We start from the raw sequence: 15,938 nt of genomic DNA on the forward strand, positions 1-15,938 counted from the left end.
CTTGCCGCCTTCAAGCAACTCGAATTATTTAGGGTATATAAAAATCCTTATCGCCGCTTCGTTAAAGACCATATTAATAAAAGACCAATATGTATAATTTAGCAACAGTGGTGAAATATAAAACAACCGGGGCTGAAAATAAAGCCCCGGTTGTCTGAAAGGTAAAATGTGAGAACTAGATTCCTGAGACGATTTCTTTTATCAAAGGTGGGCCTTTAAATATGAAACCAGAATATATTTGAACCAGTGAGGCACCTGCTGCCATCTTCTCGCGAGCAGCAATCACCGAATCAATACCGCCGACACCAATAATCGGTAAACGACCATTTAATTCTTGCGACAATCGGCGAATAATTTCTGTGCTCTTCAGTTGCACTGGGCGGCCACTTAATCCCCCCATTTCATCGCAATATTTCATCCCCTGAACCAGGCTACGATCCAACGTTGTATTGGTCGCAATGACCCCATCAATATTATGACGAACTAAACTATCGGCAACCTGGATCAATTCTTCTTCAGAAAGATCCGGCGCGATCTTCACCGCAACTGGCACATATTTATGGTGCAATTCCTGAAGCGTTTGCTGCTTATTTTTAATCGCGACTAACAGATCATCTAACGCTTCGCCGTATTGCAAGGTGCGTAATCCAGGGGTATTTGGCGAGGAAATATTGATCGCGATATAACCGGCATAAGGATAAATTTTATCCATGCAGATCAAATAGTCGTCTTTACCCTGCTCAACTGGAGTGTCTTTATTCTTACCAATATTGATACCCAGCACCCCATCAAAATGGGATTTTTTGACGTTCTCAACCAGGTTATCTACACCCAGATTATTGAAGCCCATGCGGTTAATCAAACCTTCTGCTTCTACCAGACGGAAGATTCGCGGCTTATCATTTCCTGGTTGTGGACGAGGCGTTACGGTACCAATTTCAATGGAGCCAAAGCCCATGGCACCCAGTGCATCAATACACTCACCGTTTTTATCCAGGCCGGCAGCAAGCCCTAAAGGATTCTTAAACGTCAGACCCATGCAGGTCACAGGTTTAGAGGGCACATTTTGCCGCACCAGCCATTCGAGTGGTGTACCTGTTACACGACGCAATTGCTGAAATGTCACTTCATGAGCGCGCTCTGGATCGAGCTTGAAAAGGGCTTTACGAACGAAGGGGTAGTACATGAACACTCCAGAATTCCCAGTATGCAAACTGGGGCAGTATTATTAACGATAACGTCAATGAATGGAATTGACCTGCAACAAAAAAGGCCGAATCAGCGCAAACGTTTTCTTCTCAACGTTGTTTATTCGTTTTTTGGCATTCCAAACCCAAAAAAATCATTTAGCGGAATAACACTTCTGCGCGACTATCACACTCAATTGTTATTAATGTTACCTAAAAGCAAACATTTAGTTATAAGGAAACAATATGCGTGTGATAACCCTGGCTGGAAGCCCGCGCTTCCCCTCTCGTTCCAGTGCGCTGCTGGAATATGCCCGCGAAAAATTAAGCGCTTTGGATATCGAAGTGTGTCACTGGCATCTACAGAATTTCGCTCCTGAAGATTTACTCTACGCCCGGTTTGATAGCCCCGCACTGCTGGCCTTAAACGAGCAATTACAGCAGGCCGATGGCGTGATTATCGCGACACCTGTTTATAAGGCTTCATTTTCTGGCGCACTGAAAACGCTGCTCGATCTGCTTCCTGAACGAGCACTGGATAAGAAAGTCGTTCTGCCATTGGCTACCGGTGGCACCGTGGCACATATGCTGGCGGTCGATTACGCCCTGAAGCCGGTACTTAATGCGCTGAAAGCACAAGAAATCCTGCATGGCGTATTTGCGGATGATAGCCAAATAGCCGATTACCAGCACAAACCCGTGTTCAGCAACAACCTACAACAGCGTCTCGATGGTGCACTGGAGACCTTCTGGCAGGCGCTGCATCGCCGGGACTTTATCGTCTCTTCTCCGTTTAAAACTCAAGGAGTTGCTCATGTTTAATCTGTTAAAACGTACCGCTCCCTGGCTGATGCTAACAGGCGCTTTGAGTCTGAGCGCCACGCTCCACGCCGCAGAAACCGGGCCAGACCAACTGCGTATTGGCTATCAAAAAGGGTCGGTCAGTATGGTGCTGGCAAAAAGCCACCAGCTTCTGGAAAAAGAGTACCCGCAAACTAAGTTTCAGTGGATTGAATTCCCCGCAGGCCCGCAAATGCTGGAAGCACTGAATATTGGCAGTATTGATCTCGGCAGTACCGGAGATATTCCACCCATCTTCGCTCAGGCGGCGGGAGCGGATCTGGTTTATGTCGGTTCAGAACCACCAAAACCAAAAGCCGAAGTGATTCTGGTACCGGAGAACAGCCCGCTGAAAACCGTGGCCGATCTTAAAGGGCATAAAATTGCTTTCCAGAAAGGCTCCAGTTCTCACAACCTCGTCCTGCGCGCATTACAAAAAGCCGGGCTGAAATTTACCGATGTCCAGGCCGCCTATTTAACCCCTGCTGATGCGCGCGCTGCATTCCAGCAAGGCAATGTTGATGCCTGGGCAATTTGGGACCCGTACTACTCCGCAGTCCTGTTAAACGGCGGTGTTCGCGTGTTAACCGACGGCAGTGAATTAGTTCAAACCGGTTCGTTCTATCTCGCCTCGCGCCCTTACGCTGAGAAAAATGGCCCGTTCTTGCAACACGTTCTCAAAACATTTAGCGACGCTGATGCGTTAACCCGAAGCCAGCGTGAAGCAAGCGTTGCGTTACTGGCAAAAACTATGGGGCTACCTGAAAACGTTATTGCCACCTATTTCGACCACCGTCCACCGACAGTCATTACCCCAGTCAGTGCAGAAACGGCTGCCAAACAGCAGCAAACCGCTGACCTGTTTTACGACAACCATTTAGTGCCTAAAAAAGTCGATATTCGCACCCGTATCTGGCAACCCACTTCAGGAGACAAGTCATGAGCCTTAACTTATTCTGGTTTTTGCCCACCCACGGCGATGGACACTATTTGGGTAGTAACGATGCAGCACGTCCGGTTGACCACGGTTACCTACAACAAATCGCTCAGGCGGCGGACAGACTGGGCTTTACCGGTGTACTGATCCCGACGGGCCGTTCATGCGAAGACGCGTGGCTGGTTGCTGCATCCATGATTCCGGTCACGCAGCGCTTAAAATTTCTGGTCGCCCTTCGCCCAAGCGTGACATCTCCTACGGTGGCTGCACGCCAGGCCGCCACGCTCGACAGACTTTCTAACGGGCGCGCTTTGTTCAACCTGGTGACAGGCAGCGACCCGGAAGAGTTAGCCGCAGACGGCGTGTTCCTGAATCATCAGGAACGCTACGAAGCCTCCGCTGAATTTACTAACATCTGGCGACGCCTGCTGGAAGGCGAAACGGTGGATCACGAAGGTAAACACATTCAGGTTAAAGGCGCGAAACTGCTGTTCCCACCGGTGCAGCAACCGCGTCCCCCCCTCTACTTTGGCGGCTCGTCAGATGTGGCACAAGACCTAGCCGCCGAGCAGGTTGATCTCTATCTCACCTGGGGAGAACCACCGCAACTAGTGAAAGAGAAAATCGAGCAGGTTCGAGCCAAAGCCGCCGCCCACGGGCGCACCGTGCGTTTCGGTATTCGCTTGCACGTGATTGTGCGTGAAACCAATGAAGAAGCCTGGAACGCCGCTAATCGCCTGATATCCCAATTAGATGATGAAACCATTGCCAAGGCGCAGGCCGCTTTTGCCCGCACCGACTCTGTTGGCCAACACCGCATGGCGGCGTTGCACGGTGGCAAACGCGATAATCTGGAAATCAGCCCAAACTTGTGGGCGGGCGTAGGTCTGGTGCGTGGCGGTGCGGGAACGGCGTTAGTGGGTGATGGTCCAACGGTCGCAGAACGCATTAACGAATACGCCGCATTGGGCATCGACAGCTTTATTCTTTCCGGTTATCCGCATCTGGAAGAAGCTTATCGCGTCGGCGAACTGCTGTTCCCGCATCTTGATGTTGCCATTCCACAAATACCACAGCCACGCCAGATTCATGAGAAAGGCGAAGTGGTGGCGAATGACTTTATCCCACGCAAAGTCGCGCAAAGTTAAGGAGCCGCTAATGACCCCTTCAACGCACAAATTGTTGTTGAAACTTGCCCCGTGGGCGTTGCCGGTTGCCATTATTGCAATCTGGCAACTCTCTTCGAGTGCAGGCTGGCTCTCTAATCGCATCCTCCCTTCGCCAGAAGGGGTGGTTGTCGCATTCTGGAACCTCTCAGCCAGCGGCGAATTGTGGCAGCACCTGGCGATCAGTTCGTGGCGTGCGGTGATTGGTTTCAGTATCGGCGGCTCTCTGGGGTTAACTCTCGGGCTAATCAGTGGGCTCTCACGTTGGGGAGAGCGTTTGTTGGATAGCTCAATTCAAATGTTACGTAACGTCCCACATCTGGCGCTGATCCCGCTAGTGATTCTGTGGTTCGGCATCGACGAGTCAGCAAAGATTTTCCTTGTGGCACTCGGCACCCTGTTCCCGATTTACATTAATACCTGGCACGGTATCCGCAATATCGACCCCGGTTTGCTGGAGATGGCGCGCAGCTATGGGTTATCCGGCTTTAGCCTGTTCGCCCAGGTGATTTTACCCGGCGCGCTGCCTTCTATTATGGTCGGGATTCGTTTCGCCCTCGGTCTGATGTGGCTGACTTTAATTGTGGCGGAAACCATTTCAGCCAACTCAGGGATTGGCTATCTGGCGATGAATGCTCGGGAATTCCTGCAAACCGATGTGGTCGTTGTCGCCATCATCCTTTATGCCTTGCTCGGCAAACTCGCTGATATCAGCGCGCAATTACTCGAACGTGTCTGGCTTCGCTGGCACCCGGCTTATCAGTTGCAGGAGGAGAACGCATGAATACCGCTCGTTTAAATCAGGGGACTCCCCTACTCCTTAACAACGTGACCAAACGCTACGGCAACAAAACGATTCTGGATGAACTGGAATTACGCATTCCTGCGGGGCAGTTTGTCGCAGTGGTTGGGCGCAGCGGCGGTGGCAAAAGTACGTTGTTGCGCCTGCTTGCAGGGCTGGAAAATCCCTATGGCGGATCGCTGATTGCCGGAAATGCGCCGCTACGTGAAAGCCAGGATGAAACACGCTTGATGTTTCAGGATGCGCGTTTGTTGCCATGGAAATCCGTCATTAATAACGTTGGGCTGGGGCTCAAAGGAAACTGGAAAGAAGCGGCAACCAAAGCGCTGGAGTCCGTTGGGCTAGCCAACCGCGCAACCGAATGGCCTGCTGCACTTTCGGGTGGACAAAAGCAGCGTGTGGCACTGGCTCGTGCGCTAATTCACCGCCCACGTCTGTTGTTGCTTGATGAGCCGCTGGGTGCGCTGGATGCCCTGACGCGTATCGAAATGCAGGAGTTAATCGTTTCTCTGTGGCAGGAACACGGCTTTACCGTGTTATTGGTGACACACGATGTCAGCGAAGCGGTTGCCATGGCCGACAGGGTTTTATTGATTGAAGAAGGGAAGATTGGCCTCGATTTGACCATTGATTTACCTCGCCCACGTAAGCTCGGTGTGGTCCGGCTGGCTGAACTGGAAGCGCAGGTATTAGAACGTGTGATGAAACGGCAGGTGGTTGAAGAGCCGGCGCGCGTGGTGCGCACCGGTTAGCAATAGAAGCCCTCACCCCGGCCCTCTCCCCCAGGAGAGGGGGAAAAACGGACAATCCCCTCTCCCAAAGGAGAGGGGAAAACGATGAAATCCTAAGCCAACGCTTTAGTGATTTTCTCGAACAAATCACCGGACAGGTTTTCCAGCCCTTTCAGTTGTACCAGTGCCGCACGCATCATTTCCTGACGTTTCGCATCATAACGTTTCAGTCGAATTAACGGCTCAATCAGGCGCGACGCTACCTGCGGGTTACGGTGGTTTAGCTCGCTGAGCATTTCCACCATAAATTGATAACCACTGCCATCAGGTGCATGGAAGGCAGAAGGGTTAGCAGCCGCGAATGCGCCAATCAGCGAACGCACGCGGTTCGGGTTACCCATGCTAAACGAACGGTGCTTCAGTAATTCACGCACGGTGTTCAATGTGCCTGCCGCTGGGCTTGTGGCCTGCAATACGAACCACTTGTCCATCACCAGACCATCCTGATGCCACTTCTCATCAAATGCTGCCAGCAGTTCACCACGGCAAGGTAATTGCGCCGCAACGCTTGCTGACAAGGCCGCGATAGAATCGGTCATGTTATCGGCGCTTTGATACTGATGACGCACCAATTGTTCAGCTAACTGTTGTTCACCAAACGCCAGATAACGCAGACAAGTATTACGCAACGCTCGTTTGCCAATATCCGAATGTTCCACACGATAAGTATCGAGTTTATTGGCGTTGTAAACCGCAAGGAATTCATCCGCCAGTTCGTTTGCCAGAGTACGCATCAATGCTTCATGCACTGCGGCAATCGCATGGGGATCGATTATCTGGAACAGTTCGGCAATTTCGTTTTGCGAAGGCAGCGTCAGAATTTCTGCCGCCAGTGCCGGGTCAATTTTCTCGTCCAACAAAATGGCGCGGAACGCATCGGCCACATGCAGCGGCAGTGAAAGCGGCTGCCCCTGCTGGCAACGGTTTACGTTGAGCTTAATGTAAGTCGCCAGCAGACTTTGCGCGGCATCCCAACGGGAGAAATCGTTGCGAGCATGGCGCATCAGGAACGTCAGTTGCTGGTCGCTCCATTTGTATTCCAGTTTTACTGACGCCGAGAACTCACGCAGTAAGGAAGGAACCGGCTGGAAATAAACATTATCAAAGACAAATGTCTGCTCTGCCTGCGTCACATTCAGCACGTGGTGAATCGGATGGCCATTTTTTTGCAGCGGAATGACTTTGCCTTCGTTGTCATACAGTTCGATGTCGAACGGAATATGTAACGGCTGTTTTTCTTGTTGTTCAGCAGTTGGCGGCGTTGTCTGGCTGATAGTCAGCGTATAGAGCTCTTTTTCCGGATCGTAGTCATCACGCACAGTGACGACTGGCGTGCCTGCCTGGCTATACCAACGGCGGAAATGGGACAGGTCAACGTTTGACGCATCTTCCATCGCTTGTACGAAATCATCACAGGTTGCAGCACTACCGTCATGACGTTCAAAGTAAAGCTGCATGCCTTTCTGGAAGTTTGCCTCGCCCAGCAAAGTATGCAGCATACGGATAACTTCTGAACCCTTTTCATACACGGTCAGCGTGTAGAAGTTGTTCATTTCAATCACTTTATCCGGGCGAATCGGGTGCGCCATCGGGCTTGCGTCTTCGGCAAACTGCATTGCGCGCATGGTGCGCACGTTTTGAATGCGGTTTACCGCACGTGATCCCAGATCAGAGCTAAATTCTTGATCGCGGAATACGGTCAGCCCTTCTTTCAGGCTTAACTGGAACCAGTCGCGGCAGGTCACACGGTTGCCAGTCCAGTTATGGAAGTATTCATGGCCGATCACGCGCTCAATATCGAGGTAATCTTTATCGGTCGCCGTTTCTGCCCGCGCCAGCACATATTTGGAGTTAAAGACGTTCAGGCCTTTGTTTTCCATGGCGCCCATGTTGAAGAAGTCGACGGCGACAATCATATAAATGTCGAGGTCATATTCGAGGCCGAAGCGGGTTTCATCCCATTTCATTGATGCTTTCAGCGACGTCATCGCCCAGCTTGCACGGTCCAGGTTGCCACGGTCGACAAACAGCTCCAGTGCGACATCACGGCCAGAACGCGTTTTATAGGTATCTCGTAGAACGTCGAAATCACCAGCCACCAGCGCAAACAGGTAACACGGTTTTGGGAACGGATCTTGCCATTGCACCCAATGACGACCATTTTCCAGTTCACCTTCGGCAATACGGTTGCCGTTAGATAGCAGGAATGGGTACTGTTTTTTATCGGCAATGATTTTAGTGGTGAAGCGCGCCAGAACGTCTGGTCGGTCGAGATACCAGGTAATGTGGCGGAAACCTTCGGCTTCACACTGGGTGCAAAGCGCGTCGCCTGAAAGGTAAAGCCCTTCCAGCGCGGTATTGGTCGCAGGGCTAATTTCATTAACGATGGTCAGGGTGAAGGCGTCTGGCAGTGATTCGATAATCAATGCACCTTCTTCCAGGCGGTAATCTTCCCAGGCAGCCCCGTTTACAGCAACAGACACCAGCGTCAGGTCTTCGCCATCAAGACGCAATGGCGCACCTACTGTACCCTGGCGGGTTATCTGGCTAATGGCTGTGACCAGGGTTTTTGCGGCATCAAGGTCAAAGGTCAAATCGATATCGGTAATCGTGTAATCCGGCGCACGGTAGTCGTGGCGATATTTGGCTTGTGGCTGTTGTGTCATAAAAAACCTTATACATCATCCGTAAGTTTGCGGAGTTCAGTCTATTCCTGTTGCCCGAATGTTGCCACGCAGAATCTTCAACTTTTCTGGGCTTCTCACGCGAATTGCTACATTTATGTAACAGAGGCACGAATTGCCATCGACCATTAACTGCTCGTATGTTGTGATCCAGGTTTAATAAACAGATAATCAGGGTATACTCCTGCGTCTTTTATCTGCTTAGCCCTTGATGGAAACGCTCCTGTGAGAGGATGCTGCAACGCGCCATGACACGACACGCTTCCCCTATTTTGCAAACGCTACTGGATACTGACGCCTATAAGCTTCATATGCAGCAGGCGGTATTCCACCGTTATCACGACGTGAGCGTCGCTGCCGAGTTCCGTTGCCGCGGTGATGATCTGCTGGGCGTCTATGCAGATGCCATCCGTGAGCAGGTTGATTTAATGCAGCACCTCGCACTGACCGACGAGGAGTTCGCCTTTTTGGAAACTCTGCCGTTCTTTAAGGCAGATTATCTCTCGTGGCTGCGTACTTTCCGCTACGACCCCTCCCAGGTGCATATCAGCAATAACAACGGTCATTTAGATATTCGTCTAACCGGCTCTTGGCTGGAAGTGATTATGTGGGAAGTCCCTTTGCTGGCTGTGATCAGCGAAGTGGTGCATCAACACCGCTCGCCGGGTGTGACCCCGCAAATGGCACTGGAGAGTCTGGAAAGCAAATTGATTCAGTTCAATGAATTGACGGCTGATATCAATCTTGACGCCTTCCGCCTGATGGATTTTGGCACCCGCCGCCGTTTCTCGCGTGAGGTTCAGGAGGCTATCGTTAGCCGTCTGCAACAAGAATCGTGGTTTGTTGGCACCAGTAATTACGACCTGGCGCGTCGCCTGAATTTAACCCCGATGGGCACGCAAGCTCACGAGTGGTTCCAGGCGCATCAGCAAATCAGCCCGACGCTTGCGAACAGCCAACGTGCTGCACTTCAGGCGTGGCTTGACGAATACCCCGATAAGTTAGGTATCGCGCTGACTGACTGCATCACCATGGATGCCTTCTTACGTGACTTTGACCTCGCGTTTGCCAGCCGTTATCAAGGGCTGCGACACGACTCAGGGGATCCCGTTGAATGGGGCGAGAAAGCTATCGCTCATTATCAGAAACTGGGTATCGACCCTAAAACCAAAGTACTGGTGTTCTCTGATAACCTGGATTTACCTAAAGCCATTGAGCTGTATCGCCATTTCTGCGACCGGGTCAATCTGAGTTTTGGTATTGGAACTCGCCTGACCTGCGATATTCCACACGTTAAGCCGCTGAATATTGTGATTAAGCTGGTGGAGTGCAATGGCAAACCGGTCGCCAAACTTTCTGACAGCCCAGGCAAAACCATTTGCCACGATAAAGCCTTTGTTCGCGCGCTGCGTAAGGCCTTCGATTTACCGCAGGTAAAGAAAGCAAGTTGACTCAATAAACCTGAAGGGCGCTGTCCACCTCCCTTCAGGTTTTCCTCTTTATATCCCAGACTTCCCTCTTTATTGTATTTCTTCATCTCCTTTGATTTTTCTGCTTGTCTGTAATCTCGTGGCAGGTAACATAGATAACCCCCCATTGTGGGTAATTATTTTTTATGTCACTGACCATTTAATAGAGAGAAAATTATGAGCGTTGTGCCTGTAGCCGACGTACTCCAGGGCCGCGTAGCCGTTGACCAAGAAGTCACCGTGCGCGGATGGGTGCGTACTCGTAGAGATTCAAAAGCTGGTATCTCCTTCCTCGCCGTCTATGACGGTTCCTGCTTCTCTCCTGTACAGGCCGTCATTAATAATTCTCTGCCTAATTACAATGATGACGTTCTGCGCCTGACAACCGGCTGTTCCGTTGTCGTGACGGGTAAAGTTGTGGAGTCTCTTGGTCAGGGCCAGAGCTTTGAAATCCAGGCCACCGAAGTGGAAGTGACCGGCTGGGTTGATGATCCTGACACTTACCCAATGGCGGCAAAACGCCATAGCATTGAGTACCTGCGTGAAGTCGCGCACCTACGCCCGCGCACCAATATGATTGGCGCTGTAGCTCGTGTGCGTCATACCCTTGCTCAGGCACTGCACCGTTTCTTCCATGAAAATGGTTATTTCTGGGTATCCACTCCGCTGATTACTGCGTCAGATACTGAAGGAGCAGGTGAGATGTTCCGCGTTTCTACGCTTGATCTCGAAAACCTTCCGCGTACAGATGCAGGTAAAATTGATTTCGATAAAGACTTCTTTGGTAAAGAAGCGTTCCTGACCGTATCCGGCCAGTTGAACGGCGAAACTTATGCGTGTGCGTTGTCCAAGGTTTATACCTTTGGCCCAACCTTCCGTGCTGAAAACTCGAACACCAGCCGTCACCTGGCCGAGTTCTGGATGCTGGAGCCTGAAGTCGCTTTCGCAAATCTTGACGATGTCGCAGGTTTGGCTGAAGCCATGCTGAAGTATGTCTTCAAAGCTGTGCTTGACGAGCGTATGGATGACATGGAGTTCTTCGCTGAGCGCGTTGACAAAGATGCAGTGGAACGTTTACAGCGCTTCATCGACGCTGACTTTGCGCAGGTTGATTACACCGACGCTGTTACAATTCTCGAGAATTGTGGTCAGAAATTCGAGAACCCAGTTTACTGGGGCGTAGACCTTTCTTCAGAGCATGAACGTTACCTTGCTGAGCAGCACTTCAAAGCACCGGTGGTTGTGAAAAACTATCCGAAAGACATTAAGGCCTTCTATATGCGCCTTAACGAAGACGGTAAAACCGTTGCCGCAATGGATGTGTTAGCGCCGGGAATTGGTGAAATCATCGGTGGTTCTCAGCGTGAAGAGCGTCTGGATGTGCTGGATGCGCGCATGGCCGAGATGGGTCTGAATAAAGAAGACTACTGGTGGTACCGCGATCTGCGTCGTTACGGCACTGTTCCGCACTCCGGTTTTGGTCTTGGTTTTGAACGCCTGATTGCCTATGTAACCGGCGTGCAAAACGTTCGTGACGTGATTCCATTCCCACGTACTCCACGTAACGCGAACTTCTAAAACCACATTTTTTTTCTAAGGCCAGCACTGCTGGCCTTTTTTACATCTGCGGGTCAAACGTCTTTTTTCTTCAACGAAAGTTAAACAAACGTCAATTTCAACCCCATTCCACAACTCCCCCGTTACGAAGTGTGTCTGCGAAACAGATAAACATAAAATATCCACACTTTCCGCTCGCGCTCTTACTCTTAGCGTTGACTTAGCACATTTGGCCAAAATTCACACAGATGTCTGGACATCCAAAAATCACTCAAAGAATGTACAAATGTAAGGGGAAAATTCACTCTTCATTTCATTATGCAAATTAAACATAAGTAATTCATATATATAGGATAGGAAAGGTGTTTTTTTAGGCGAAGCGGCAAAGAAGTTTGAGTTAGTTCACAAAGTTCCACAAAATACACATTTGGTTACACATAGTTTCTTTTTGTAACTCACTCTCGATGTTTGTAGCACTTTCTGGCTAGCGAAACGGTTTCATGGATGGAAAGATGCCTGACAGATACAGAAAGACACCAAACTCTCATCAATAGTTCCGTACAGAATTATTGACGGCAGTGGCAGGTGTTCACAAAAAAAACCAATGAGGGTAATAAATAATGATGAAGCGCAATATTCTGGCAGTGGTAATCCCTGCTCTGCTGGTAGCCGGTGCAGCTAACGCTGCAGAAATCTATAACAAAAACGGCAACAAACTTGATTTCTACGGTAAAGCTGTAGGCGAGCACGTATGGACAACTAACGGTGACACTGATAGCAATGACACCACTTACGCTCGTATCGGTTTCAAAGGCGAAACTCAAATCAATGACCAACTGACCGGTTACGGCCAGTGGGAATACAACATGAACGCCTCCAACGCGGAAGGTGGTCAGGGTACAGCTACTCGTCTGGCATTTGCTGGTCTGAAATTTGGTGATGCAGGCTCCCTGGATTACGGCCGTAACTACGGTGCAATCTACGACGTAGCTGCTTATACCGATATGCTGGTTGAGTGGGGCGGCGATACTTGGGCTGCAACCGACAACTTCATGAACGGTCGTTCTAATGGCCTTCTGACTTACCGTAACAGCAACTTCTTCGGTCTGGTTGATGGCCTGGCATTTGCTCTGCAATACCAGGGCAAAAACGAGCGTAGCAACGCTGTTGGTAACTTTGTAGATGACAACGGTGTTCCACAATTAGGTCGTGCTGGTAACGGCGCTAAAGCTAACGGCGACGGCGTAAGCACTGCTGTAACTTATGACATCGGCGAAGGCTTCAGCCTTGCTGCAGGTTATGAGTCTGCAAACCGTACTTTCGAACAGCGTGAAGCTGCAACTAACCCATCATGGGCAAGTGCTGGCGGCGACCGCGCTGAAGCATGGTCTACTGCGGCTAAATACGATGCGAACAACATCTACGCAGCAGTGATGTATGCAGAAACTCTGAACATGACTCGTGAAGCTGACAGCAACTTCGCTAACAAAACTCAGAACTTCGAAGCTGTAGCTCAGTACCAGTTCGACTTCGGTCTGCGTCCATCCATCGCTTACGTGCAGTCTAAAGGTAAAGACCTGATCGCACGTGGCACCTTCAACGGTGGCGATGCTGACCTGGTTAAATACGTAGAAGTGGGTACCTGGTACTACTTCAACAAAAACATGAACGTATACGCTGCGTATAAGTTCAACCTGCTGGACGACAACAACTACAGCGAATCTGCTAAACTGGCAACAGACGACCAGGCTGCAGTGGGTATCGTTTACCAGTTCTAATTATCCAGCAACATTGTTGCAAGGATGGTTCAAAAGACAGGGCTTCGGCCCTGTTTTTTTATGCCTGAAAAGTTAAAAAAAATAACTTGTGACCAGGGTGGTTTCTTTTTGTTGCAAACGGTTGGCATTTACTAAAACAGCAGTTAACCTGAGAGCGTTACTCCCTCGATATCACAATGGAAACTCGTCATGTTTGAGAACATTACCGCTGCTCCAGCTGATCCAATTCTTGGTTTGGCCGATCTGTTTCGCGCCGATGACCGTCCGACTAAAATTAACCTCGGCATTGGTGTTTATAAGGATGAAACGGGTAAAACTCCGGTTTTGACCTGCGTTAAAAAAGCAGAGCTTTATCTGCTGGAAAATGAGAACACCAAGAATTACCTCGGTATTGACGGTATTCCAGAATTCGGTAGCTGCACCCAGGAATTACTGTTTGGGAAAAATAATGCTCTGAGTGCAAATAAACGTGCTCGCACTGCACAAACCCCAGGTGGTACAGGTGCGCTGCGTGTTGCCGCTGATTTCCTCGCGAAAAACACCACCACTAAACGCGTCTGGGTGAGTAATCCAAGCTGGCCGAACCACAAGAGCGTGTTTAACTCTGCTGGGCTGGAAGTGTGCGAGTATGACTACTATGACGCACAGAACCACTCTCTTAATTTCGATGGCCTGATTAACAGCCTGCAAGCCGCACAAGCGGGTGATGTGGTGTTGTTCCACGGTTGCTGCCATAACCCAACCGGTATCGACCCAACGGCTGAGCAGTGGAAAACGTTGGCAGAAATGTCCCTGGCAAAAGGCTGGCTGCCACTGTTTGACTTCGCCTATCAGGGCTTTGCTCGTGGTCTGGAAGAAGATGCTGAAGGCCTGCGTATCTTTGCTGCAAGCCACAAAGAACTGATTGTTGCCAGCTCTTACTCTAAGAACTTTGGCCTCTACAATGAGCGCGTAGGTGCTTGTACGCTGGTTGCTGCTGATGCAGATACCGTAGATCGCGCGTTCAGCCAGATGAAATCTGTTATTCGTGCCAACTACTCTAACCCACCAGCACACGGTGCATCTGTTGTTGCAACTATTCTGAGCAACGACGCGCTGCGTACTATTTGGGAACAAGAGCTGTCTGACATGCGTCAGCGTATTCACCGTATGCGCCAGCTGTTCGTGAATACCCTACAAGAGAAAGGCGCTAACCGCGACTTTAGCTTTATCATCAACCAGAACGGCATGTTCTCGTTCAGCGGCTTAACCAAAGAGCAGGTGCTGCGTTTACGTGAAGAGTTTGGTGTGTATGCCGTTGCTTCCGGACGTGTGAACGTTGCGGGGATGACGCCAGACAATATGGCTCCGCTGTGCGAAGCCATTGTCGCTGTGCTGTAAGAGCAAAGCAGATACAAAAAGAGCCGCACAATGCGGCTCTTTTATTTTTAAGACTACCTTACCAGACTGGTAATTCGTCTTGCAGGAAGGGATTATGCAAGCGCTCGTAGCCCAGAGTCGACAACGGACCATGGCCTGGAATAAACGTCACATCATCGCCAAGTGGCAACAGTTTACGTTTAATCGAGTCAATCAGTGCGGCGTGGTCGCCACGCGGGAAATCACTTCGCCCTACTCCGCCTTTGAAAATCACATCGCCGGAAATCAGTAACTGAGATTGCGCATCAAAGAAAACGACATGACCTGGAGTATGACCCGGGCAATGCAGCACTTGTAAGGCCACATTTCCCACCGATACGCTATCACCCTCATTCAGCCAACGATCTGGCGTCAGTGGCAAACACTCTTCAAGCCCAAACATTTGGCTTTGCGCCGGTAGGCCTTGTAGCCAGAATTCGTCTTCTTTTTCCGGCCCAATAACAGGAACACCGTAATGCTTTGCCAGTTCAGCTGCGGCTCCAACATGATCAAGATGGCCATGCGTTAACAGGACCTGCGTGACCGTCACGCCTTTCGCCGTGACTTGCTGGATGATTTTTTCAGCTTCGCCGCCCGGATCAATCACTGCTGCTTGCAGCGTTTCTTCACACCAAACTAATGAACAGTTTTGGGCAAACGCAGTGACCGGAATAATGTGATAGTTCATGACACTCCAATACCGGCAACAATCGCCGGATTCCGTTGTTTTACCAGTGCCTTAGTGGCCCGGTATCAATATGCACAAAGTTGCTGCTGGGGTAGTATCCTACACCACCTGCGCGCATAGATAATGCTGCTTTGCGAACATTGCTCAACGAAATCCCTTCAATATGGAAATCCATTGCCTGCCCTTTTGTGTGATAGCTTTTTTTCGCCACCCCACGACTACGGGCTCGAAGTTCATTATTAGTGTCTAAAGAGCGATAACCTGATACCAGTTGCACGGGTTTGTTGGTCCCCAACAAGCCTTGCAGGCGATAAAGCTGGTCGAATAATTTAGGGTCGATGGATTTAATTTTATTCGCGCGATAATCACGGAAGAAATGATTAAGTCTTGCTAATTCATCCTGAATATAGCCTTTACCATCGAAAAATTCGGCTTTTAATGACTCACCGGTATGCAAATTATTGAGAGTCAGAATGCGCGGGCGCGGTGTTGATAGCATAGCAAATGCTTGTGTTGGCAACAGCGAGGCACCTAAAGCCACGCCGCCCAACGCCAGCAACTTGCGGCGGTTTGCGTCAAATTTGTCCATGATGTCCAGGTCTACATGTAAAAAACGATCGAATAATATGCACTTCAGGCGC

General features: G+C 50.1%; 13 protein-coding genes. 9 read left to right on the plus strand and 4 right to left on the minus strand.

The annotated features are described in order from the left end of the window. Window positions 1-175 precede the first annotated feature (175 nt). Window positions 176-1,186 carry a quinone-dependent dihydroorotate dehydrogenase gene (gene pyrD, locus OH773_RS14420; RefSeq protein WP_183273041.1) on the minus strand — a complete coding sequence of 337 codons (1,011 nt, stop codon included), beginning with the start codon at window positions 1,184-1,186 and terminating at the stop codon, window positions 176-178. A gap of 247 nt (window positions 1,187-1,433) precedes the next feature. Here pyrD and ssuE point away from each other — a divergent pair, with 247 nt between their 5' ends. The 5 genes from ssuE to ssuB are packed head-to-tail and all read left to right on the plus strand — an operon-like array spanning window position 1,434 to window position 5,684. Then, window positions 1,434-2,009 (plus strand): NADPH-dependent FMN reductase, encoded by a 576-nt coding sequence (gene ssuE / locus OH773_RS14425; RefSeq protein ID WP_183273042.1) that lies wholly within the window; start codon window positions 1,434-1,436, stop codon window positions 2,007-2,009. Next, window positions 2,002-2,970, plus strand: a complete 969-nt coding sequence (locus OH773_RS14430; RefSeq protein WP_270139483.1) for a sulfonate ABC transporter substrate-binding protein — start codon at window positions 2,002-2,004, stop codon at window positions 2,968-2,970. Before ssuE ends, OH773_RS14430 begins: the two co-directional genes overlap by 8 nt. Then, the gene (gene ssuD, locus OH773_RS14435; RefSeq protein ID WP_270139484.1) at window positions 2,967-4,112 is read left to right on the plus strand and encodes an FMNH2-dependent alkanesulfonate monooxygenase; all 1,146 of its coding nucleotides are present in this window, start codon (window positions 2,967-2,969) and stop codon (window positions 4,110-4,112) included. Before OH773_RS14430 ends, ssuD begins: the two co-directional genes overlap by 4 nt. Before the next feature lie 10 nt (window positions 4,113-4,122). Continuing rightward, window positions 4,123-4,914, plus strand: a complete 792-nt coding sequence (ssuC, locus tag OH773_RS14440) for an aliphatic sulfonate ABC transporter permease SsuC (protein WP_270139485.1) — start codon at window positions 4,123-4,125, stop codon at window positions 4,912-4,914. Continuing rightward, entirely contained in the window at window positions 4,911-5,684 is a 774-nt protein-coding gene (gene ssuB / locus OH773_RS14445; RefSeq protein ID WP_270139486.1) for an aliphatic sulfonates ABC transporter ATP-binding protein, read from the plus strand. Before ssuC ends, ssuB begins: the two co-directional genes overlap by 4 nt. Before the next feature lie 92 nt (window positions 5,685-5,776). On the opposite strand, the gene pepN is transcribed toward ssuB, so the two are convergent. Next, window positions 5,777-8,389: an aminopeptidase N gene (gene pepN, locus OH773_RS14450; protein ID WP_270139487.1), complete on the minus strand. Its 2,613-nt coding sequence runs from the start codon at window positions 8,387-8,389 to the stop codon at window positions 5,777-5,779. 266 nt (window positions 8,390-8,655) lie between these two features. On the opposite strand from pepN, the gene pncB reads away from it, so the two are divergent. The 4 genes from pncB (at window position 8,656) to OH773_RS14470 (ending at window position 14,591) form a co-directional block, all read left to right on the plus strand. Further along, the gene (pncB, locus tag OH773_RS14455) at window positions 8,656-9,858 is read left to right on the plus strand and encodes a nicotinate phosphoribosyltransferase (RefSeq protein ID WP_270139488.1); all 1,203 of its coding nucleotides are present in this window, start codon (window positions 8,656-8,658) and stop codon (window positions 9,856-9,858) included. A 195-nt stretch (window positions 9,859-10,053) separates the two neighbouring features. Beyond that, window positions 10,054-11,454, plus strand: a complete 1,401-nt coding sequence (asnS, locus tag OH773_RS14460) for an asparagine--tRNA ligase (RefSeq protein ID WP_270139489.1) — start codon at window positions 10,054-10,056, stop codon at window positions 11,452-11,454. A gap of 602 nt (window positions 11,455-12,056) precedes the next feature. Next, on the plus strand, window positions 12,057-13,211 hold the full coding sequence (gene ompC, locus OH773_RS14465; protein ID WP_442865687.1) for a porin OmpC: 1,155 nt from the start codon (window positions 12,057-12,059) through the stop codon (window positions 13,209-13,211). 189 nt (window positions 13,212-13,400) lie between these two features. Beyond that, window positions 13,401-14,591 (plus strand): amino acid aminotransferase, encoded by a 1,191-nt coding sequence (locus OH773_RS14470; RefSeq protein WP_183273050.1) that lies wholly within the window; start codon window positions 13,401-13,403, stop codon window positions 14,589-14,591. Window positions 14,592-14,649: 58 nt separating this feature from the next. Here the strand turns inward: OH773_RS14470 and OH773_RS14475 are convergent, their stop codons facing one another. Both OH773_RS14475 and OH773_RS14480 read right to left on the minus strand, forming a co-directional pair. Continuing rightward, window positions 14,650-15,297, minus strand: coding sequence for an MBL fold metallo-hydrolase (locus tag OH773_RS14475; RefSeq protein WP_270139491.1), 648 nt, complete (start codon window positions 15,295-15,297; stop codon window positions 14,650-14,652). Window positions 15,298-15,337: 40 nt separating this feature from the next. Continuing rightward, window positions 15,338-15,886: a YcbK family protein gene (locus OH773_RS14480; RefSeq protein WP_270139492.1), complete on the minus strand. Its 549-nt coding sequence runs from the start codon at window positions 15,884-15,886 to the stop codon at window positions 15,338-15,340. Window positions 15,887-15,938 lie beyond the last annotated feature (52 nt).

The organism is Buttiauxella sp. WJP83, assembly GCF_027594725.1.
Lineage (GTDB): Bacteria > Pseudomonadota > Gammaproteobacteria > Enterobacterales > Enterobacteriaceae > Buttiauxella > Buttiauxella selenatireducens.